Genomic DNA, 22,603 nt, shown 5'->3' with positions numbered 1-22,603 from the left:
TAGAAATTATTTTTGAAATGTCGTTTCAAAAATAATTGTCAGCAATGATTTTATGTTTTATTGTATGACTAAATCGAGTGGGCGACATTACAGAAATGCCACAACACTAAACGTAATTGAGGAAGCAAACATGATGTTAGAGTCATTCAATCTGGAAGGTAAAGTAGCGATAGTGACGGGTTGTGATACTGGCCTTGGTCAAGGTATGGCAATTGGTTTGGCTGAAGCTGGATGTAAAGTGGTGGGCGTTAATCGTGTTGAGCCAGTAGATACCATTGAAAAAATGAATAAAGCGGGTCATACGTTTTTAGACGTACGTGCCGACCTTCTAAAGCAAGAAGAGATTCCTGGAATTATAGATAAAGCGCTGACTGAATTTGGTCGCATCGACATCCTTGTTAATAATGCCGGCATCATTCGTCGAGAAGATGCGATTGAGTTTTCTGAGCAAAACTGGGATGACGTAATGAACATCAATACTAAGACTGTTTTCTTTATGTCTCAGTCGGTTGCGAAGCAGTTTAAAGCGCAAGGTACTGGCGGCAAGATCATCAATATCGCATCAATGCTCTCTTTCCAAGGTGGTATTCGTGTTCCTTCGTATACAGCGTCTAAGAGTGCTGTAATGGGTATCACCCGCGCGATGGCGAACGAATGGGCGAGCGATAACATTAATGTCAATGCGATTGCACCTGGATATATGGCAACCAACAATACTCAAGCACTGCGTGAAGATGCTGATCGTAACCAAGCTATTCTTGAGCGCATTCCTGCTGATCGCTGGGGTACACCTAAAGATGTCGCTGGCCCATGTGTGTTCTTAGCATCATCTGCATCGGATTATATTAATGGTTATACCATTGCTGTCGATGGTGGATGGTTAGCACGCTAACGATTTTTGTAATATAAGATGGTTAACGAGATCGTTGCACAAGCTGTAGGGCTACTAAGTTTCCTTCTGGGCCTTTCGACCTTTTACCAGAAGGACGACAAAAAGCTCAAAGTGGTCATGTTGATGTTGAACGTTAACCATCTTATCCACTTTTTATTATTGGGTTCTATTACATCGGCAATCGGTGCTTTGATTTCAGCACTCAGGACTTGCACTGCTATGTACACAAAATCGCTGTGGGCTGCAGGGTTCTTTATTGCCCTCGCAGTTGGTAGCGGAATCGGTTTTGCTCAGTATTGGTATCAACTTCTGCCTTTAGCCGGAACGATTATTGGAACGTACTCAATATTTAGATTGAATGGTATTGCACTAAGAGTCGGCTTTTTATTGGGAGCTGCATGCTGGCTAACTAATAATCTGATTATTGGTTCAATTGGTGGCTCGCTGATGGAAATATCAGTGATAGGGATTAACCTCGTTACTATTTTTCGTCTATACCAAGATAACGCCAAGTGCAAAATTACGCCGCAACAACAGGAATAAAAACGACATGTTTGTGTATAACGAAGACGTGAAAATGGAAGATCTTGGCGCGGGAGTTTCCCGCAAGGTGCTTGCTCATAGCGAGAACGTGATGGCTGTAGAAGTTCATTTCGAAACAGGCGCAGTTGGTGCGTTGCATACCCATCCTCATGAGCAGCTCACATACGTTTTGTCGGGATCCTTTGAGTTCACGATTGGCGATGTAACGAAAGTGGTGCGCGCAGGCGACACTATGTACAAAGAGCCGGGTATCGAACATGGCTGTGTTTGCCTAGAAGCCGGCGTATTAATTGATAACTTTACGCCAATGCGTAAAGACTTTGTTTAAGCTCTAAATTTTTTAGAGCGAACACTTGAGCACTAATTTTTAAATTTGCAGTAATGCTGCGGGAGAAAGTAAATGAAAATCGCATTAATGATGGAAAACAGTCAAGCAGGCAAAAATGCAATGGTATCAGCTGAACTAGAGTCAGTTGCTGGTGGTTTTGGTCACGATGTTTTCAACCTAGGAATGACAGATGAGAACGATCACCACTTAACGTATATTCATCTAGGTATTATGGCGAGCATTCTGATTAACTCAAAGGCTGTTGACTTTGTTGTGACAGGATGTGGCACTGGTCAAGGTGCTTTGATGTCGCTGAACTTACATCCAGGCGTGGTTTGTGGTTACTGTTTAGAACCTTCTGATGCGTTCTTGTTCAACCAAATCAACAACGGCAACGCTATCGCGCTCGCTTTTGCGAAAGGTTTTGGTTGGGCTGGTGAACTGAACGTTCGTTACATCTTTGAAAAAGCTTTCACAGGTGAGCGTGGTCAAGGTTACCCGTTAGAGCGAGCAGAGCCACAACAACGCAATGCCGCGCTTCTTAATGAGGTAAAAGCAGCGGTAGTGAAGGATAATTTTATTGATTCACTGCGCGCTATCGATCAAGATCTAGTGAAGACTGCTGTGGGTAGCCCTCGTTTCCAACAGTGTTTCTTTGATAATTGCCAAAACCAAGCAATTGCTGATTATGTCCGTTCGCTTTTGGACTAATTGAAACGCTTGATTTCAGAGAGCCAGCCCAATGAGGCTGGCTTTTTTATATCAGGAGTTTGGATAACTAATAGCTGATGTTTAGTTAATACAAAAGCAATCGGCGCCTGAGTCATGGCTTGGTATACCTCCTAGACGCGTAATTTGGTCGCTATACCCCTAGGTTACTTGATCTATTTTCGCCCCTTCTCGCCACGATGTATCTAAATATCCATCAATGATCTTTTTAAATTAAAAAGCGCAGAACTCAATAATCCAAACTCGATCTCATTTGTATGACTTTTGCATTGTTTGGATCACAAAAATCACAGGAAACCCTTAAATAAAATATCGTTAATGTAATAATGAAACGGTATTTTAAAAATTAAATCACTTAAACGGAACAATAATGAAAAGGGGTTCGTAATGAATATCGACATGCTCGTTGTTGGTGTCTACTTTATCTTTATGATAGCGATTGGCGTCATCTTCAAACGTTTTGCAGGCAGTTCTACCAGTGATTACTTTCGTGGAGGAGGCAAGATGTTGTGGTGGATGGTTGGCTCTACCGCATTCATGACGCAGTTTAGTGCCTGGACATTTACTGGCGCTGCGGGTAAAGCTTTTACCGATGGTTTCCCAATCATGGTTATTTTTATGGCGAACGCATTTGGCTTTCTACTTTCGTGGTTGTTCTTTTCATACCGCTTTCGACAAATGCGTGTTGTTACACCTATTGAAGGTGTGCGTCGTCGCTTCGGTGCAACGAATGAACAAGTGTTTACGTGGGCAACAATGCCGACAAGCGTGGTCTACACCGGTATTTGGCTAAATGGTCTCGCACTTTTCGTTAGTGCTGTGTTTAAAGTTGATATCGAAACCACGATCGTTGTGACTGGCTTGATTGTTCTCTTCATTTCAGTACTGGGCGGAGCATGGGGGGTTGTTGCTTCAGACTTTGTACAAATGGTTGTGATCATGGCGGTGACGGTGGTTTGTGCTGTGGCTGCATTGGCAAAAATTGGTGGTCCAGCGAATCTTATCGAGCAATTCCCAGCCGACAGTGTCATGGGCTCTGATATGAACTATCCATTGCTGTTCGTATCTTGGTTTATCTTCATGTTCGTTAAGCAGCTGCAAAACATCAACAACATGCAAGATTCATATCGTTTCTTAACGGCGAAAGATTCTGTTAACGCACGTAAAGCGGCACTCCTTGCGTTTGTATTGATGCTGATTGGACCTGCAATTTGGTTCTTACCACCTTGGGTAACGGCAATTATTTATCCTGAAGCGGCAACTGTGCACGCGGCTGAACTTGGTAGTAAAGCAGCGGATGCAGTCTACTTAGTGTTTGTCGAAAACGTCATGCCGGTTGGTATGGTGGGACTGCTTATGTCGGCTGTATTTGCAGCAACAATGTCTTCGATGGATTCAGGTCTAAACCGAAATTCAGGTGTGTTCGTGCGTAACTTTTACGCACCAATCATAGACAAAAACGCGGATGACAAGAAGTTGATGCGAGTGAGTCAATTCATGACTATGGTCTTCGGCATATTGATCATCATGGTGGCTCTGTTCATTAACTCTCTTCGTGGCTTGAGCCTTTTCGACGCAATGATGTACGTAAGTACGCTGTTACAGATGCCGATTCTAGTGCCGTTATTCTTCGGTATGTTTATTAAGAAAACGCCCGACTGGGCAGCCTGGGCGACATTGGCTGTGGGCATGTTGGTGTCTTACATCGTGAGTTTTGTGCTTACAGCAGATGTCGTTGCCAATCTATTAAACCTAGAAGTTCCGTTCACAGGACGTGAAGCGAGTGACCTAAAAGTTCTACTTGGGGTTATTGGTCACCTTGTGATCACGGGTGGTTTCTTCTGTCTAACAACTAAGTTCTACAAAGAGCCAGTGGGTGAACGAAACACAGAACTTAAAGAGTTTTGGAGTGATGTTGCGACTCCTGTTATCGAAGAGGAAGGACAAGATGAAATGGATCGCCAACAACGCGACATGCTAGGCAAACTCATTCTGGTTTTCGGTGCACTTGTAACGGCGATGGTACTAATCCCGAATCCGTTCTGGGGTCGCATGGCCTTTATCTTCTGTGGCGCAGTGATTGTTACTGTGGGTTCTCTGTTATTGAAAAGTGCGAGGAAAACGCCTCGTTTAGAAATGTCTACATCCAAGTAATCGGCAATAGCTAGCCATGTAAAAGTAACAAGGGTATAGGCCAGAGGGGACACTCTCTGGCTTATATGAACCACCTCGTAGAGGGGCTTTAGGAAACAATTTCATGAATGAATTTTTCCCTAAAGTTTATCAATACAGTTTTCTACAAGAGTTTGAATTATGTCTTCATACATACATAAAGATTTTCTATTGCAGGGGGACACTGCCAAGCGTTTATATCACGATTACGCGGCAGGGCTTCCCATTATTGATTATCACAACCACTTAGATGCCAAAGAGATTTATGACAACCATCAATACGACAATATTGCTCAGGCTTGGTTGAGTTGCGATCACTACTTGTGGCGTGCATTACGAAGTAACGGAGTCAATGAGTATTACATCACAGGTGATGCGAGTGATTATGAAAAGTTTCAAAAGTGGTGTGAGACCATGCCGTATCTTATCGGCAATCCGCTGTATCACTGGTGTCATTTGGAGCTTAAGAAATACTTCGGTCTCGATTTACTACTCAACTCAGAGAATTGCGCGGTTATTTGGCAACACTGTAATCAAAAACTCAGCCAAGAGTCTCACCGATTCCAAAGCCTGCTTAAAGAGAGTCGAGTCGATACCTTGTGCACTACGGATGATCCACTTAGCGATTTGAGTTATCACGATAAACTGAATCGTTCAGAATTTTCTGTACAAGTCTTGCCGACATTTCGTGCTGACAGTCTGATTGAAATAGAGAATCAAAGTAATTTTCAAAAGACACTCAATTCACTGGCGTTCATCACTGACATTAATGTCGTCGATTTTGCAAGCTACGCTCAAGCAATAACGTCTCGTGTGGACTATTTTGCCCAGCATAACTGTCGATTATCTGACTTAGGGTTAAAAGTTGTAGATTTTTCACACTATCACCCTGATGTACTTGATCAAGCTATAGCAAAGGTCAAACGTGGTGATGCGCTGAATAGTGAAGAAATCTCGCAGTTTAAGACGGCCGTTTTTGAAGTGCTTGGCAAGGCTTATCATAAGCATGGTTGGTCGATGCAAATTCATATTGGAGTGTTAATTAATGTGAATAAGCGGCGCTTTGATGATCTAGGTGGCGGTACGGGTTTCAGTGTTATCAGTGACAACCCAATTGCAGAAAACCTGAGTCATTTATTGAGTTTGTTAGATCAAGACCGCCAACTCCCTCAGACTATCGTATATAGCCTTAACCCGAAAGATAGCTCAGTGCTTGGGTCAATCATAGGCGCCTTTCAAGACAGTGATGCGCAGCCAGGTAAAGTCCAGCTTGGTTCTGCGTGGTGGTTTAACGATCATAAGGCGGGTATGGAAAAACAACTTCAAGATCTAGCAAATTTAGGGGCTCTAGGACGCTTTGTCGGAATGTTAACCGACTCTCGCAGCGTATTGTCACTCTCTCGTCATGACTATTTTCGTCGCATTTTATGTAACTTACTCGGTAAGTGGGTCGATGACGGGGAATTACCGAATGATGAGCCTTTGCTTAAACAGAGTGTCGAGAATATCTGTTATCAAAATGCCAAACAATACTTCAATTTTCATCCATCTAAAGATTTAGTATAGGTATCCATTATGCTGCAGTTTACCTCTCAGGAAATGGCGGTCATTCGTCAAAATGCCAGCCAAGAGATAATCGAACAAATTATTCAAGATAATCAGGTTGTGCTTACTTCAGACACTCTCGTTCCACCTGATGCCCGCGCAACATGGAATTTATATTATTTTTGCCCCACGCATGGGGTTCGCTTAAGTTGGGATAGAGACCGACCCACTGAACATGTATGCCCTGTTGATGGCGAGGTGCTTACTGGGGAACCTTATGACGGAGCATGGTGGCGTTGGCTTAATGGGCTCAATTCGAAAGCGTGTAATGACCTAGGCTTGCTTTGGCACATTACTCAAGACCGCAAATACTTCGAAAAAGTTCGTGAGATCTTATTAGGTTATGCTGAATACTACCCGAATTACGAAGAACATGGCGGTATTCCATACAATGGTCCAGGCAAAGCAAACGCGCAGACTCTTTGCGAAGCGAATTGCAATATTGATTTTGCCCGAGGCTATGATTTCGTTAAAGATCAGTTGAATACCGAAGAGCAATTGTTTATTGAACAGCGCTTGTTACGCGAAGGCGCTGAATTCCTGATGCAACATCGAGCTGATCAATTGCATAACCATGAAATGAAAATTTCTGCGACTATTGGTGTGATAGGCTTGATACTTGGTGACCGAAAATTCATCGACTTTGCGGTGAGCACGCCTTATGGCTTGAAGTATCAGTTAGAGTATGGTGTAAAGGGGGAGGGCTTATGGTTTGAAGGTTCTATCCATTATCATTACTACGCTTTACAAGCACTTCTGAATTTCGAAAAAATGGCATGTAAAACAGAGTACTCACTACAATCGGTACCAAACTTCCATACCATGTTGGCGTTCCCGCTCAAGCTACTCATCAATACGGGTGACTTTCCACGTCTGAACGACTGTATTGCGGGTCAAGAGAAGTTAACTCATAGCCACTTGTTCGAATTCGGGTATCGTGAGTTCAGAGACCCTTTATTTGCATCGGCGTTGCAGAGCATCTATCAAGATAAGCCACGCAACAATATCGACGCACTGTTGTACGGTGTTGATGCATTACCTGTGGCAGAGCTGCTCATGTGCCAGTCTATTCATGCAGAACAATCAGGCGTCACGATCATGCACGATCGAGAGCACGATAACATGCTATTAATTAAGCACTCTCCGTATGGTGGTGAGCATGATCACTATGATCGACTAGGGATGATCGTTACTCGAAATGGTAAAGAAATTTTGCCTGACTTGGGAACAACAGGGTACGGTGCTGAACTGCATTATGGGTATTATAAAAATACGGTGACGCACAACACCTTGGCGGTGAATCAGAAGAATCAACCGCCAGCCAACCCTCAGGTGAATACGTTTGTAAAAGAACAGTCCTACGAATGGTTAGACACACAAACAGATTGGTGTGGTGAGTTACCGACGGTCGATAGCCATACTATTGTTCAGTGGGATTTAGCCGCGTACAAAGACGTTGTGTTTCGTCGTCAAATTCTGTGGTTAGGGGATGTGGCGATTGAATTCAATACCGCGGAAAATCCTCACCAACAACAGTTGGATTTGGTCTGGCATATCAGAGGACAACACTGTGCTTTGGCAGAGGCACAAGGTTGCGACAATCCACTAGATGGGCCTTTAGCAAGAATGACGAGTTGCCATGAGATGCCTCTTAAAGCGTCCACTAATTTACGTTATTCGATTGATGGACAAACCGAATTTAATCAGCAGCTGATAACGGATAGTTCAGCGACTCTGTTGTTGGGGTATGCGCCAGACAACCCTGCAACCAGTGATTTAGCTTACACGATTTTGCGTAGCCAAGAAGCGGTTCTTAAAGTTGCCACGGTACATAATTTGACGCAAAACGATGAGGTTCGAGTTTCTGATATCGAGTGGTGCTCGGATGTTATCAGTCTAAGGTTGATAAGAAATGGAGTAGCGCAATCCATTTCAATTAACCAAGAAACGGGTGTTACTTTATTCGTCGCTGATTAACTTGTTAGCTACTTTCCATCGACTCTTCACCTTGGGTTAGGTTCCTAAGACGATTCCCTTAGTTTTTACTATTTAGCCAAAGTAAAAAAGAGGAACCCTGAGGCTCCTCTTTTGTTTTGATCTGTAAGCCTGATAGTTATTTGTGGCGTGAACAGATCATATGTGACTCGCTTTTGATGATCAGTTCACACGCTTGAAGTTAGGCAATAAGGTTTCTGGCTGCTGCGTTACAAACGCTTTACTTGGTGAGTAGGCACGGAAGTAAACAAACCAGTTTTCGTCTTCTCGGGTTTGCACCCAGTTAGCCTCATTCACACCTGCTGGTTTAGTTGGCGAGAAGTGGAAGGTGTAATTACCTTGTGCGTCTTTGACCGTTCCTTCGATGTTTGAACCTACATCGGCACGCTCAATGTCGTTGTCGATGATGGCGCGGTTCTCAACGTTATAAACAGTGATCGTCCAGAACAAATCGGCGAAATTAACATCGCCATCCAACGTCAAAGTATAGTGATTGCTGCCATTAAGCCCATTTGCATTGTCATCACGGTAGTTGTCTAGGTAGATCTGACCCCAACCGCCGTTTTCAAAACCGTGCATGGCAATATCGTTGGTCACCGCTTCATAAAACCAAGCCGCACGTCCATCGAGATCCATACCGTAGTCACGATCTTGGTTCGGAGTCGAAGCGGTTGCTATTTCCCACGAATTACCTTCATTACCGTAAGCTGCGTGTGGCAAGCGTTCCGTTTTGTTGAAGTCGATGTTCTTAACCATAGCTTCACCCATGACGACAGCTTGCTCTAAAATGTCACGCTGCTGAGCTGATGGGGCAAATGCTTCGTCTTTCTCAATACCCAGTGGGCGTAGCATGTCGTGCATCATGCGATCACGCTCTGCTACCGGCTCAGCTTGAATGGCTTCATTCAGCGTATTCCAAAATGCCATGCCTCTTGGGTGTTTGGCATCTTCACCACGCTCAGGGAAGTTTACGCCGTTATCACTCAGTGGCTTACCGTTGAGGTCTGTAATTTTGAGAGCCTCTAAGTCTTTCATACGTTGCTTATCTGACTCTGCCATTAAGCGAACACCGAAGAAAACGTAGTTGGTATCCGATTCAAATACCTTAGCGCCTTTTGGCAGATTACTCGGTGTTTCTGCTCCTTTGGCTTTTACCACGTAGACGCCTGGCTCTGTCATCTGAGAAATACCAATTTGCCACATGGTGTGTACTGCGCCGCGCAATTCATCTGTGGGAATTTCTATAACAACGGGCTCTTTCTCTACGTTAAACCAAGTAATCGCGTAAGGCGTAGAGGTGTTGTAAGTTAAGCCTCCTAGCTTAGATTCGTGAGACTCAACATAAGTAATTTGGCCGTCCTCAGCACCCATATCAGCATAGGCTTGTTTCCATGCGTAGTTTGAAACTAAAGGTACCGACCAAATGTAAGCTTGTGACGCACGCTGATAGTCCATCAGTTCAAACAATTGTGCTGAGCTTTCTTGTGTTGGAATACCGTGAAGAAAGTCGGTTTCGAAAGTGAAGTCTCCCGCGCGTGTTTGAAGAGTTTCTGTTGGGTTATCACTTCCTGCAATCGCTGTTGCTGAAAACAAGGCCGTTACAGAAACAAGCATCGCTGTCGATCGTAGTGGGCAAGTGAGAGTGCCGGCTATTGCTTTAGATAAAATGTTCATGTTGTGTCCTCAAAAATTCGAAGCTTGTTTTTTTTATTTGAAGCTTCTCGCTGAATTTGAAACCGTTCGTTAGAAATGCTCAGTTAAAACTGCTTTGTTAGAAATGTTTAGTTAAAACTGATAGTTAAATTCGATGCGGTGATCACCGTCTTCGATACTGGTGTTTTCAGTCCAGTTTGCGAAATAACGAACGTTGGCTCTTGGAGTGATCTGATAGCTCGCTGCAAACTCATGTGCGAGTACAGAATCACTGCCCTCAAAGCCAAAATCTTTGAATGTTGAAGACCCCGACATTGTGCCTAAATACATTGGGTTATAGTTCAGCCAAATCTTGTCAGTCAGTTGCATCTTGGCGTACATACCTGCGACGTAGAAAGTACCGTGCATGTTGTAGCGGTCGCGAAGCTGATCGGCGTCGAGATTGCCTCCAGTGCCTTCAACCAATTCTTCACCTGCAGCAACACCGACACCCGCAAGCGGGTAGAAGTTAAACATGCCCATTTGTGGTAATGCTTGAATAAAGCTGTAAGACGCACTGCCTTGGTTGCTATCGAAATCCCAAGACATATCAACCTGAGTGCCTCGGCCGTTAGTTAGGTCTACACCAAAGTTTCTAAAGCGGATGGAATCAATACTGTCGTCTGCATCTCGACCGTTCCAACCAATAGCCTCACCAGCGATACCTTTGATTTCGAACACATTCATGCCCATGGTTGTATCACTACCAGTGTCGTAGGTTTGTCCAACTTTTAGGTTTAAGCCCTTGTCGGTGTAGCCGAAGCCGGCTTGTGTGTAGACCGCCAATGGGTCTGACATATCTTGAACTTCTGTTTCTTCAGCGATAGCACCGCTAGCCAACAAAAGAGGGGTTAGAGAAAGGATCGAACGTTGTAATAACATAGCTGCCTCATAGAGTTATCTCACTACATCCGTGTACTTCGTGAAGGTGGGATAACTATACAAAGTGGACTTTGTTAAGTTAATTCATATAAACTTAACCATTCGTTAAGTAATGCTTTATGGTGTCTCATGAAACTGAACAATGTCGATCTGAACTTATTGAAAGTGTTTGTGGTGGTGTATCAGGAAAAGAGCTTGAGAAAAGCGGCTGAGAAGTTGTTTGTCTCGACACCTGCAGTTAGCCAAAGCATCAAGAAACTTAAAGAATCCTTAGGTGAAGAATTGTTTGTGCTGTCCCATCAGCAGTTTTTACCCACGCCTTATTCGGACGACCTGTATCGGCGCGTTTTTCCGTTATTGGATGGATTGGTCACGGCGATAGAAGAAGGAAAACAGTTTAATCCCGTGGACCTCAGTGGAGATTTTAAAATTGATGCGAATCCTCATGTTCTGCCTTGGTTGACTCCCGCACTGTTTCATCAGCTATCAGTAGAAAGTCCATTTTCAAGACTGATAAGCCATACTAGCTCCCAAAATTCCCTAGAAAGACTTAAGAGTGATGAGATTGATTTTGTCATTCATTTCGAAGCTGAGAATTTGCCTGCTGAGATCATTGCCGTACCTCTCGTGACCTTAAAGTTTGTACTGGCAGTAAGAGAAGGTCATCCTTTCAAGGCGTCCATCGCAACGATTGATGATTTGTTGGCGTTCCCTTTCGCTCATGTTGACCTCGCTTACTTCGACCAAAACAAGCACTCGCGATTGGAAGAGGAAGTCATAAGCCAAGGTAAATCGATTAACATGGCGCTTCGGACGACTTCTATCGTTGGGTTAATTGAAACGATCAAGCACTCTAATATTATCGCCCCTTGTATGCCTCCTGTGATTGAACAACATAAAGGTGTATTGCGCTCAATCGCGATTGAGGGATTGGAAGAGGGAACCGAGGAGATGGAGGTGTTCGCCTATCTTCATAAGAAAAACCAACATTCAGCTAAATACAAATGGCTGCTGGATTTGATTGAAACGGCGATGGCAGAGGCTAATCACCAGTAAGGGCGAGCTTTGTTTTCTACTTTTTAGAGGCCCTAGCCTCTGAATACCTCTTCGATACATGATTCCAACCAGCGCATTTTCGGTTGATTGCGATGTTTACGCCCGATAGTCATGCCTATGTCGCCATTTGGCATGTTGGGCATGTGAGGAAACTGCACAAAGGAAAATTCATTTGAAAGCGAATTGGCCAGTAGCTTTGAGCATGGGAATAATACGTCGCTCTGTTTCACTATAGACAATAAGCTGCCAAGAATGGAGGATTCCAACACCAAACTTGGACTTTGTAGGGCGTGGTGGTTATTACTCTTTGACAACCTATGGTGCGGACGGTTGGATTGATTCTGAGCATTTCTATGCGTCGGGCGAGTCCATGCGTGATAACGGTGATGGCACGGTGTCAGTGACATTTAACTGTGGCTCAGGTGAAGCTTATGATTTTGAAGTGTCTGAAGGCTGGGCGGGAGTGTTGCACTTATATGAGCCAGTCGATGTGGATGAAACTTTGGAGTACATGGAAACGCTGCGTCAGATCGAGATTAAAGAGCTTTAGTATTTCTTCTAATTCCTGAAATATCCCCAAATAAAAATCCCCTCAAGAACCTTTCTTGAGGGGATTTTTTATCAGTCGTTGATTAACTTGTTAGCCATTAGTCATTAGCCATCTACTCTTCACCTTCGGCTTCTTTGGAAGCATTTGACGCCCAGCCTTTATCAAGCCAGTTATCGAGCACGTGTTGCAGTGCATTCAAAGAGGTTGGTTTCTCTAGGCGACCATCCATCAACTGGCTGATCATATCTAACTCGTTCTGTCCTGATTCGCCGGACAAAGCAATGATTGGCGTTTGAGGAGAGCGTGCCTTGATGATTTGGCTTGCGTCAAAACCATTCATTATCGGCATTTGTACGTCCATTAAGATCAAATCGACCTTGTGTGTTTTGAACAGCTCAACGGCGTTCTCACCGTTTTTGGCTTGTAAGCTATTTACACCAAGTCGACTCAGGTACATCTGAACAAGCGTGCGTTGTACTTCTTTATCATCGACGATAAGCACGGTTGGAGCCAAATGGTTTTCTGGGGTTACTGTACTTGTTGGTTCTGAATGTTGCGTTTCCGCTTGGTTATCTGGCTTAACCTTGGCGTTGGTTTTGTTTTCAGTTGCGGTTTGATTACTTTTCCAATCATTGAAGTAAGGCGTACGAAGCGCATCTGCTTTGGGTGCATTTGGCACCACAGGGAAGTAAAGGTGGAATTCTGTAAACTCACCAAGTTTAGAGTGGCATTCAACTTTGCCGCCAAATGAACGCATCACGCGTTGGCAATAACCTAATCCTAGTCCACTACCTCCACTTTTTTGATAAGAGAAGAAGTCATCAAAGATCTTGTGAGCTATGGTTTCGTCAATGCCCGGGCCTGTATCTCGGAAGATCAGAACGTTCTCGTATGATCCGGCTTTAGTGCTGATCTCTATTTGGCTTTCTGGATAAGAATCAAAGTAATAGATCGCATTCCGTATCAGGTTGAAAATGACAAAATTGAACAAGGTTTCATTGAGTTTTACTACAAAATCAGCATGTTGTGGTAAACGAATTCGCTCAATAATCTTCTCATTCTCGAAACCGTATTGGCTTACCGCCTGATCCACCGCTTTGTGAATAGAGGTCATGGTAACGGGACCGTGCTCCGGAGAACTGTCACTGACTTCGCGTAAGATGATATCAATCAGCTGACGCCCACGCTGAATAGCCGCTTGGCCATTCTCGATATCGAGTAATATCTGTTTAGCCGGTGCTTGGTTATCAATATGCTGCTTTAGCACTTCAAAATGTAATTGTACTTGAGCGAGAGGATTACGCATTTCATGAGCAATCGAGTTAGCTAGTGCTCGGCTTTGGCGAATACGACGATCGGCTTCGATGGTACTTTGCACACGAGTTAATAAGGTTTGCAGTGCTAGGATCTCTTCATTAGAGAACATCTGGTCGTTATTCTTGTGTGACGATATCAATAAGTGCGAAACAGACTGGCCTTTGCCGAATAGAGGCATAACCAAGGCGGTGTTATTCGAGCTCATTTTGTCATAAAGCGCCTTGATAGAGCTTTTCGTAGGCTCTGAGTAATCGAGTTCTTCAGAAAGTTCATCGAATAACAATACGGACTTATTGGTTGAAAGGTACTCTTCGTAAAAAGTCTCGTTGTAGTTGCTATTGACGAGGCGCAGTTTGTCTTCTGGTATCTGCAGCAGGTTACCTAAACGACGCATCGCATCATCAATCGAAAGTTTGAAATCGTCTTCCAAAGCAAGGATTTGTTGTACTGGCGTTTTCTTGTTTCTGTAAACCAAGAGGGAGGCGTAGTGGCTCACGCGTTTGTAGAGTACATGCCAAGTAATGCCTATCAGCGCACAGATAGGAATGGCTACTAGCCACTGATTGTCATCGGTCAGTGGGATGAAGATTGCACCGAAAGGTATCACTAGAATCACGCAGACTAACAGCGCGTTGAGACTCATATAAGCGAGGTATTTCACACTGTAAAAGCGTGAAGTAAGCAGGGCATAACCAACGAACATCATCTCACTAATCGATAAAGCAGGTGGTAGCCAGGTCAGTGAGAAATCACGCATGAAGTAGGTCATGCCAAGGTGAATGGTCGCAGTTGAAAGCATGAAAACTAAGATGCCCGCAATCATGTAATTTGTCTTGGCGAGTATGAGTTTGCTGCTATTGGTTCGCATAGCGACAAGGTTGGTTAAGGTTAGGACAACAAAGCTCACCAGTCCGATAAAGAAGTATGGCGTATGAGGACCAAACTCAATAACGAATTGGCTTGGGCCGGTAATATCGACGTGTTCAACGGTTAATCCTGGACTTAAATTAATAAACAGGGAATAGACAGATGAGCTGACGAAAATGGCTTGTTGCCATAAGTGTACTTTGCCATTGCGTTGCTCGGCTGCGAGCTGACACGAGAAGTAGTAGGCGAAGGCAAACGCAAAGAAAGATGCAAGGTTGGCAAATTTTGCTGCAAACACAGCGGCCGAAGCGCCAAGTTCCGGTAACAACTCAGTATGGAAATAAGCATTGCTACCAATCCAAGCAATGATGCAGACGGAATAAGCAATGTAAGGTACATGATGCGTGCCTGCGATTACTTCTCTTTTTTGTTTAAGGCGATAGCAATAGTAGAGCAACCACATTACGACGATTGCTGCCGTCATTAGGAGCGTTATTGCTTTGGCATAAGCGATCGCCTCTAGGCCGAAATCAAACATGTTCATCTCTTTTTACTGAACTGGATTTATCTACTGAGCTTACTTTTTCTATAGAACTGAGCTTTCTATTGTCCCGCACTGTGCGCTTGTAGCGACGAAAATCGGTGTTATTGAATACTTTGGTCATCACTTCGAAATTCCAGAACCCACGATAAATGGTTGTACCGTCGTCATTCAACTCGCAATATCCAGAATGGAAATACGCTTTGGGATCGGTAGCTTGATAAAATTGGAGCATGAAAGGTTGCTCGATAATAGTGAAGCCGACTTTGTACTCTATTTGATGTAAGGCATTCATCAATTCTTTCTGAGCAAGGTAGAGAAAATAGAGTTTTTGTTGAGTATTGCCACTTACTGTCAAGCGCAACACTTCACACACAGCGTTTTTGTCAGACAATTGTAACTGGAAGTGATTATCAAATTCTACGAGAGAATGACATTTCGGCAGTTTTGGTGGTGTGAAAAGTTGTAATCCTGCTAAATCATCGTAACCCTGCTTAGGTAAACAGTATTGCCATTGTTCATTGCTAAATGGTGGCGCGTAACTTAGCCATGTTTCATTCTTCGACCAATCTTGAATTAAGGCAGATGAGACCAGCGTAGTGTGTACTTCACCAGTTGGATGTTTGAGTAAGACAAAGTGTTTACCTGTTTGTGATAGGTGCAGTAAAGGTAACATTTCAAACCATTTCTCACCTTTGATGAAAACCTCAAGGTTGCATAAAGCAATGGCATCACAGATTGGCATGGCTTGAGGGTGGCTGGGTATTTGTACCACAAGTGAAGAAGCTTCTATCTGTTCAATAATTGCACCGTAATAAGCACTGTCTTTGATAGGTAGTTCTACATGAAGTGTCTCGTTCACATCGATGGGTGCCTTTGCTTTTATCCAGGCAATTTCACATTCACACCAAAAATCTAACCAATGCTTATAACAGTGGCCAACGATGGCTTCCAGCGAAGCCATTTCTATCGACAAAGTGTTTGGATATCGTTGTAGGAGATCGCGGTAGCTCATCAATTCAAATAATACAGATAAGCTTTTGTTTTGATGTTTAGGGAAGAGCGATTCTAATTGGCTTCTGCGATAGTCTGTAATGGTTTGGAAAAGCACAGTACGTTCTTGAGGCAGATAGGCGTTGAGCATGATCTCGATCAGCGTTCGCTGTTTCTTTTCGATAGGCAGACTGCTAGCCAACAGTGAGTCTAAAGACAACTTTAATTTCATGGAGTTAACTTAGCCTAGGTTTATATAATAGTTATTATTTGGTCTGCACGAGTCATGATTTACGAGCACTAATTTTAGTATTGATATGTGGTACGCCACTAACAGGGTAATAGTGACTTTACCTGTGCTCGCACTGTATAAAACATGTTGCACAATTGGGCGCAAGTTTACTACTTGTGCTCGTCCTTAACAATATAGCTTTATCATATCTGTTTTAATTAACATGAAAATAAACTGTCTTACTATCAACAGTTTGTATGTGTTAGTTGTAGTTTTAATATGATCTAATCAGGTGAGCATAAGCTTTTAAATTTATAAAATTATGAAAAATATCTATTTTTTGAACCAATCTCATAAATCATAAGCAACTAGATTCACCTTGATAATCGCAAGGAATATAACGGCGAGCCAAAATATATAATTAACTAATGAGTGTAGTATGTCTCATACCCGTTTATTCCCGCGTCATCGTTTGGCGATCGCTTGCATCCTTGCCAGTGTTTCCAGCTTCTCTTTTGCCGAACATCAATGTGATGTCATTGATCTTCAACAGGCCGCTGATCTTGCTCTTTCTGTCTCTGCTGCAAATAATAGGTGCTATGGATCTTGGTTCTCTGCACCGGAAAATGCATTAAATAATATTTATAGTGAAGCGAGTCTTAGCCGCATTCAAATCGCGCTGAGCTTGGAAGTTGCCGGCTATCGAGGGGAAGAACAACAAGCCCGTAAAATCGAAAACCTTGGTGAGTTTGTTCGTGCCGCTTATTACGTTCGCTATAACGCGCAAGCTGAAGATTTCTCTAAAGCCTTGAGTCAACGTTTTGCTCAATCGACCAATGCTTTTCTTGCGAATACAAATGCATTAGACCAAGGTCGCGAACAAGTCGGGGCAATGAAGAGCCTGACGTTAATGGTCGATAACGTTAAGCAATTGCCACTAACAATGGATGCTCAACTTGCGGCATTACGTCACTTTAATCAAGAAACGGCGCAAGACTCACAATGGGTCGACGGGTTAAACAACCTGTTTCGAGCAATGGCAGGGCACGCAGCTAGAGATGACTTCTACGATTACATGGCGAGCCATACCCAGCACATCGATACGTTGGCGGTATTCGCTCGTGATAACACGTGGGCTTTAGATACTGATGCGAGCTTCCTTGTTTATAACGCCGTGCGTGAAACAGGTCGTTTGCTGGCAAGCCCAGATAAATCAACGAAAGACAAAGCGCTGCGTTTTATGCAGCAAGTGATGGTACAAAACCCACTTGGTAGTGAGCATGACAAGCTTTGGTTAGCGGCGGTTGAGATGATGGGGTATTACGCGCCAGACGGCTTGAATGGATTGGATTTAGAGCAAGCAAAGCGTGATTTATCAATGCGTGTACTTCCCAATCGTCATGAGTGCCAAGGACCTGCGATTATTCGTTCTCAAGATTTAACGCAAGCACAATCACAAGAAGCGTGTGATGTACTCGCGGGGAAAGAGGCGGACTTCCATCAAATAGCGAACACAGGTCAACAACCTGTCGCCGACGATAATAACGAGCGAGTTGAAGTCGCGGTGTTTGGCAGTAAAGGTAGCTACACTGATTACTCTGCATTCTTGTTTGGAAACACCACAGACAACGGTGGTCAGTACTTAGAAGGAAACCCATCAGAAGTGGGTAACGTCGCTCGCTTTGTAGCTTACCGTTACGCTAACGGCGATGACCTTTCAATTCTCAATTTAGAGCATGAGTACACTCACTATCTCGATGCGCGCTTTAACCAATACGGGTCGTTTAACGACAACTTGGCACATGGTTACGTTGTGTGGTGGCTAGAAGGTTTTGCTGAGTTCATGCATTACAAGCAAGGTTACGATGCCGCTGTTGGTTTGATTCGTAGCGGGAAGATGAGTTTGTCGGATGTGCTTGCGACCACTTACTCCCATGATTCTAACCGTATCTACCGATGGGGCTACTTGGCGGTGCGCTTTATGATAGAAGAACATCCTCAAGAGGTACAAAGCTTATTGGCACTGTCTCGTGCTGGCAAATTTTCAGAATGGGCACAACAAGTGAAAGTGCTTGGGCTGCAATACAATGGTGAGTTTGAGCGTTGGCTAGACACTGTTTCAAGTGAACCAACAAAGCCGACTGATCCCACAGAACCGACTGATCCTACAAATCCAACAGACCAAGCCATAGTGCTTGCAGCAAACCAAGGTGTGGTGTTGAGCGGCGAGGCGTACAGTGAGCAGTTGTTCTACGTCGATGTACCAGAGAACACCACGCATTTTGAGGTTTCGATTGAAGGTAGTGCTCTGGGTCAAAGTGATGCAGACCTTTATATGAGTTACAACAAAGAGGCGCATTATTATGATTTCGAGTTCAGCCAATACGGTAACGGCAGTAATGAAGTTGTGACGTTTGAGCCAGAAGCGTCGGGTTACATCCAAACAGGTCGTTACTACATGAGTATCGCAGGGCGCACCGATTTCAATGACGTGAAACTGTTGGCATCGTTAGAAACAGAAACGCTACCACCACCAGCCCAAGAACAAGATGATTTAACACCAATAATCTTCGAGTCAGGTCAGCCACAAATAATTACTGTTCATCAACGCCGCTATGCTGCGGTGTATGTTCCTGAAGGTGTGCAGGAGGTGCGAGTGTGGTTAACGGATAAAAAAGCGACTCAATCAGATACCGGTAATGTCGATCTGTTTGCTAGTCGCTCATATTGGCCAACCGCAGGGAAATACGAGTATACGTCGAACTACACAGGTAGTAATGAATATCTGCAAATTCCGGTGAGCGAGGTGGGTTATTTGCATTTCTTACTCAGCGCAGACTTAGAAGGGGATGATGTTGAGATGTTGGTGTACGTTCACTAAGTAGAGAGCACCAATAAGACGCATTAAGTCAATAGTATTAATAAAAGGGCATCAGCCCAACTAGAAATGACGAAAACGTCCCCCTACCTAAATGGTCTAAATATAAGCTCAATAGCAGAACAAAAAGTCGGGCATAAATGTCCGGCTTTGTTTTTTGACACTGCTCTGTGATTATGGGTTTGGTACACCGTAATTTCTGATGAAGTGATGACATTTGAGGTTTAATCTTGACAGCATATGAAACATTGTTGCGAGTAATTGCTTGTTACTAGAGGCTTGACCTATTAGAGAGGGTTTATGAAAAAAACATTACTGGTTACTTTGGTAGGCGTTGTGGTTTTGGCTGGGTGCAGTCAGAAGGGAGAAGCTATGAACCAATCACAAGAGAATACGAATCCAATCTGTAGCACTCAAAACCTTACCGGTGGTTGGTCGAAAAGTGATATCACGCCTCAGGCAGAGCAAGCTTTAGACGCAGTTCTTGGTCAAATGAACACTGCAGCTGAGCTCAAACAAATTCTGAGTGTTCGTACTCAGGTCGTTGCTGGCTTGAACTATGCTATTGAGTTTGAAATGGATAATGGTGAGGTATGGAATACTATCGTCTATCGTTCGTTACAAGGTGATATCGAGATGATGGAAGTCGCGCAACAAGGCCGTTTGTGCCAATAAACAAGTTTAACAAATTCGGCTGTTAAGTTGGGTTGCACAGCTCAACAAGTGGTTAAAAAAATGGCTCTCAACGGAGCCATTTTTAATGTCAGTAGGAGCGGTTTAAACGTTATTAACTATTAACTAGCTAGTAGTTAATAGTTAGCTGTTATTAGCTAGCTATATTAGTTAGCCAGTTCGGGTTCCGATAACTCTTTCACGCAAGCGCGACTTATGTCTTCATCAATGTATGCCATCCCAAGTTTGTTGAGGTAGTCCATACGATCGGCATTACGTAGTTCTATGTTTGGGCCTTCAATGTTGTTCTCTTGATAGATCTGAGCCAAGTGTTCCATGAACTGCTCTCCAGCACTCATCATTAGTAGGCTCATTGCACCAACGTCAGGCCTTACTTTTTGACGTTGTTTTTCTGGTAGGTTCACTGCTAAAACGACAGGGAGTTCTGTGCCTGCAAAACGAACCGTGCGTTCTCGAACCGTTTGCTGAGCCCAGTAATACGCGAGTTCTTTACTCTGAGTAAGAAAGATAGGTTGAACGGATTCTGTGTAGTCGTTTCCAATAGTCGCCATGGTTTTTAAGGCGGCTTCGGTGAGTGATTTATCGCCAGAGCGTTTTAGCCCTTGACCTTGGATTGAAGCAAGTAAGGCTGAAGATGTACCGTGATACCAAGTATCCCCCGTCGCGAAACCATTTTCTGATAGCAGTGTTTTTGCATCTTGTAAGTGTGTAGGAATTGAAGTCATAGGCACTCTCAATAAATAGGAAAGTCAACGAACGGGAATGTAATTAGCTTAAACAGAAGTTGTTCAGTTAACCGTGGTGTGGAACACAAATCTGAGGCTTTGAGATGAAGCTTATAATAAATACAATCTTCATTTCAAAACCTCCTCCCTCCGAAAACCTAACAGGGAATGGGGAAGGAGGAGATTTTATTGGGGAAAACGGTTAGCGATTAATCAAATTGATTTGATGTATTCGCTTCACCTGCTGCTTTCAATGCATTTTCACCAGCAAAGTATTCTTTGTGGTCATCGCCCATATCTGAACCAGACATATTTTGGTGCTTAACACATGCGATACCTTGGCGAATCTCTTTACGCTGAACATTTGCAACGTAGCCCAACATGCCTTGGTCACCGAAGTACTCTTTTGCAAGGTTGTCGGTAGACAGTGCAGCTGTGTGGTAAGTCGGCAGAGTAATCAAGTGGTGGAAGATACCCGCTTCGCGAGATGCGTCCGCTTGGAATGTACGAATCTTCTCGTCAGCGCTTGCAGACAGTTCCGTTTCGTCGTATTCCGCACTCATTAAGTTTGCACGGTCGTAAGCTGATACATCTTTACCTGCTGCTACCATTGCATCGTACGCTTGCTGACGGAAGTTTAACGTCCAGTTGAATGATGGTGAGTTGTTGTATACCAGTTTAGCGTTAGGATGCACTTCACGTACGCCATCCATCATCTCTTTGATTTGACCTATGTGTGGTTTCTCTGTCTCAATCCAAAGTAGGTCAGCACCCGCGTTGATTGCTTCAATACAATCAAATACACAGCGGTCTTCACCAGTACCTTCACGGAATTGGTACAAGCCAGATGGTAGACGCTTAGGACGAACTAGCTTGCCGTCGCGGTTAAAGCAAACATCACCTTCAGCCATATCTGCAACATCGATCTCTTCAACATCTAGATATGAGTTGTAGATATCGCCTTGGTCGCCTGGCTCTTTCACTACTGCGATTTCTTTTGTCAGACCAGCGCCTTGTGAATCGGTACGAGCAACAATGATGCCGTTGTCGATACCTAGCTCAAGGAATGCGTAACGAAGTGCGCGAAGTTTTGCGTGGAAGTCAGCGTGTGGAACCGTTACTTTACCGTCTTGGTGACCACATTGTTTCTCATCGGCTACTTGGTTTTCGATTTGTAGACAACATGCACCAGCTTCAATCATCTGCTTAGCCATTAGGTAAGTCGCTTCTGCGTTACCGAAACCTGCATCGATATCTGCAATGATTGGTACTACGTGTGTCACGTGGTTGTCGATTTTGTCTTGGATAAGATTCTGTTGATTAACATCGCCGGCTTCACGTGCTGCGTCTAGCTCACGGAATAAACCACCCAGTTCACGTGCATCAGCTTGGCGCAAGAATGTGTATAGTTCTTCTACTAGGCCTGCAACCGATGTTTTCTCATGCATTGATTGGTCTGGAAGTGGACCAAAGTCTGAGCGAAGTGCTGCAACCATCCAACCTGATAAGTATAGGTAGCGTCGGTCTGTTTTACCATCAAAGTGCTTCTTAATAGAAATCAGCTTTTGTTGGCCGATGAAACCATGCCAGCAACCCAGAGACTGAGTGTATTGAGAGCTGTCTTCGTCGTAAGCCGCCATATCCGCACGCATGATATCTGCTGTGTATTGCGCGATATCTAGACCTGTTTTGAATTTGTTTTGAGCTCGCATACGAGCAGCAGATTCAGGGTTAATTGCATCCCATGGTGCACCTGCAGCGCTTTTTGCAACTTCTATCATTTCGATATCTTGTGTAATTTGCGACATAACTATTCCTTAGTTTCACGTGGGGTATGGTTGCCAAATTGGCTTGGATTAAAACTTTGCTATGGACAAAGAATAACCACGCATGTGATAATTTTGTTAATTTAT

At 43.8% G+C, this 22,603-nt stretch carries 17 protein-coding genes; 11 read left to right on the top strand and 6 right to left on the bottom strand.

Annotated elements, in window-relative coordinates; genetic code table 11:
• Positions 1-130 precede the first annotated feature (130 nt).
• From kduD to IQO02_RS17200, 7 genes are all read left to right on the top strand, one after another.
• Complete coding sequence (kduD, locus tag IQO02_RS17230; RefSeq protein WP_010431375.1) at positions 131-892, top strand: 2-dehydro-3-deoxy-D-gluconate 5-dehydrogenase KduD; 762 nt, start codon at positions 131-133, stop codon at positions 890-892.
• Between the two features lie 18 nt (positions 893-910).
• Complete coding sequence (locus tag IQO02_RS17225) at positions 911-1,435, top strand: YgjV family protein (protein WP_016784296.1); 525 nt, start codon at positions 911-913, stop codon at positions 1,433-1,435.
• 7 nt (positions 1,436-1,442) lie between these two features.
• Positions 1,443-1,763, top strand: coding sequence for a cupin domain-containing protein (locus IQO02_RS17220; protein ID WP_016784295.1), 321 nt, complete (start codon positions 1,443-1,445; stop codon positions 1,761-1,763).
• A 72-nt stretch (positions 1,764-1,835) separates the two neighbouring features.
• The gene (locus tag IQO02_RS17215; RefSeq protein ID WP_016789899.1) at positions 1,836-2,474 is read left to right on the top strand and encodes an RpiB/LacA/LacB family sugar-phosphate isomerase; all 639 of its coding nucleotides are present in this window, start codon (positions 1,836-1,838) and stop codon (positions 2,472-2,474) included.
• 405 nt (positions 2,475-2,879) lie between these two features.
• Positions 2,880-4,646, top strand: a complete 1,767-nt coding sequence (locus IQO02_RS17210) for a sodium:solute symporter family protein (RefSeq protein ID WP_016791079.1) — start codon at positions 2,880-2,882, stop codon at positions 4,644-4,646.
• Positions 4,647-4,805: 159 nt separating this feature from the next.
• Positions 4,806-6,230 carry a glucuronate isomerase gene (gene uxaC, locus IQO02_RS17205; RefSeq protein WP_016767881.1) on the top strand — a complete coding sequence of 475 codons (1,425 nt, stop codon included), beginning with the start codon at positions 4,806-4,808 and terminating at the stop codon, positions 6,228-6,230.
• Positions 6,231-6,239: 9 nt separating this feature from the next.
• Positions 6,240-8,246, top strand: a complete 2,007-nt coding sequence (locus IQO02_RS17200; RefSeq protein ID WP_016767882.1) for a heparinase II/III domain-containing protein — start codon at positions 6,240-6,242, stop codon at positions 8,244-8,246.
• 180 nt (positions 8,247-8,426) lie between these two features.
• Here IQO02_RS17200 and IQO02_RS17195 read toward each other — a convergent pair whose 3' ends face one another.
• Together IQO02_RS17195 and IQO02_RS17190 are read right to left on the bottom strand one after the other, a co-directional pair.
• On the bottom strand, positions 8,427-9,938 hold the full coding sequence (locus tag IQO02_RS17195; protein WP_016798917.1) for a DUF1214 domain-containing protein: 1,512 nt from the start codon (positions 9,936-9,938) through the stop codon (positions 8,427-8,429).
• A gap of 111 nt (positions 9,939-10,049) precedes the next feature.
• Positions 10,050-10,838: a hypothetical protein gene (locus tag IQO02_RS17190; protein ID WP_010431353.1), complete on the bottom strand. Its 789-nt coding sequence runs from the start codon at positions 10,836-10,838 to the stop codon at positions 10,050-10,052.
• 129 nt (positions 10,839-10,967) lie between these two features.
• On the opposite strand from IQO02_RS17190, the gene IQO02_RS17185 reads away from it, so the two are divergent.
• Both IQO02_RS17185 and IQO02_RS17180 read left to right on the top strand, forming a co-directional pair.
• Positions 10,968-11,894: a LysR family transcriptional regulator gene (locus IQO02_RS17185; RefSeq protein WP_016792245.1), complete on the top strand. Its 927-nt coding sequence runs from the start codon at positions 10,968-10,970 to the stop codon at positions 11,892-11,894.
• A 274-nt stretch (positions 11,895-12,168) separates the two neighbouring features.
• On the top strand, positions 12,169-12,444 hold the full coding sequence (locus IQO02_RS17180) for a hypothetical protein (protein ID WP_010431347.1): 276 nt from the start codon (positions 12,169-12,171) through the stop codon (positions 12,442-12,444).
• 112 nt (positions 12,445-12,556) lie between these two features.
• Here IQO02_RS17180 and luxN read toward each other — a convergent pair whose 3' ends face one another.
• Positions 12,557-15,166 carry a quorum-sensing autoinducer 1 sensor kinase/phosphatase LuxN gene (luxN, locus tag IQO02_RS17175; protein WP_016799457.1) on the bottom strand — a complete coding sequence of 870 codons (2,610 nt, stop codon included), beginning with the start codon at positions 15,164-15,166 and terminating at the stop codon, positions 12,557-12,559.
• On the bottom strand, positions 15,159-16,394 hold the full coding sequence (locus IQO02_RS17170) for an acyl-homoserine-lactone synthase (protein ID WP_016767888.1): 1,236 nt from the start codon (positions 16,392-16,394) through the stop codon (positions 15,159-15,161). Before IQO02_RS17170 ends, luxN begins: the two co-directional genes overlap by 8 nt.
• Before the next feature lie 439 nt (positions 16,395-16,833).
• Between IQO02_RS17170 and IQO02_RS17165 the strand changes: the two genes are divergently transcribed.
• A complete protein-coding gene (locus tag IQO02_RS17165) occupies positions 16,834-19,275 on the top strand; it encodes a M9 family metallopeptidase (protein WP_016792246.1) in 2,442 nt (813 codons plus the stop codon).
• Between the two features lie 297 nt (positions 19,276-19,572).
• Positions 19,573-19,947 (top strand): cystatin domain-containing protein, encoded by a 375-nt coding sequence (locus IQO02_RS17160; protein WP_010431338.1) that lies wholly within the window; start codon positions 19,573-19,575, stop codon positions 19,945-19,947.
• Between the two features lie 164 nt (positions 19,948-20,111).
• Here IQO02_RS17160 and IQO02_RS17155 read toward each other — a convergent pair whose 3' ends face one another.
• Together IQO02_RS17155 and IQO02_RS17150 are read right to left on the bottom strand one after the other, a co-directional pair.
• A complete protein-coding gene (locus tag IQO02_RS17155) occupies positions 20,112-20,690 on the bottom strand; it encodes a hypothetical protein (RefSeq protein WP_010431336.1) in 579 nt (192 codons plus the stop codon).
• A 209-nt stretch (positions 20,691-20,899) separates the two neighbouring features.
• Entirely contained in the window at positions 20,900-22,498 is a 1,599-nt protein-coding gene (locus IQO02_RS17150) for an isocitrate lyase (protein ID WP_016799456.1), read from the bottom strand.
• Positions 22,499-22,603: the final 105 nt, after the last annotated feature.

The organism is Vibrio sp. OPT24 (assembly GCF_015163545.1).
Taxonomy (GTDB): domain Bacteria; phylum Pseudomonadota; class Gammaproteobacteria; order Enterobacterales; family Vibrionaceae; genus Vibrio; species Vibrio cyclitrophicus.
This window is presented reverse-complemented; position numbering and strand designations above follow the sequence as displayed.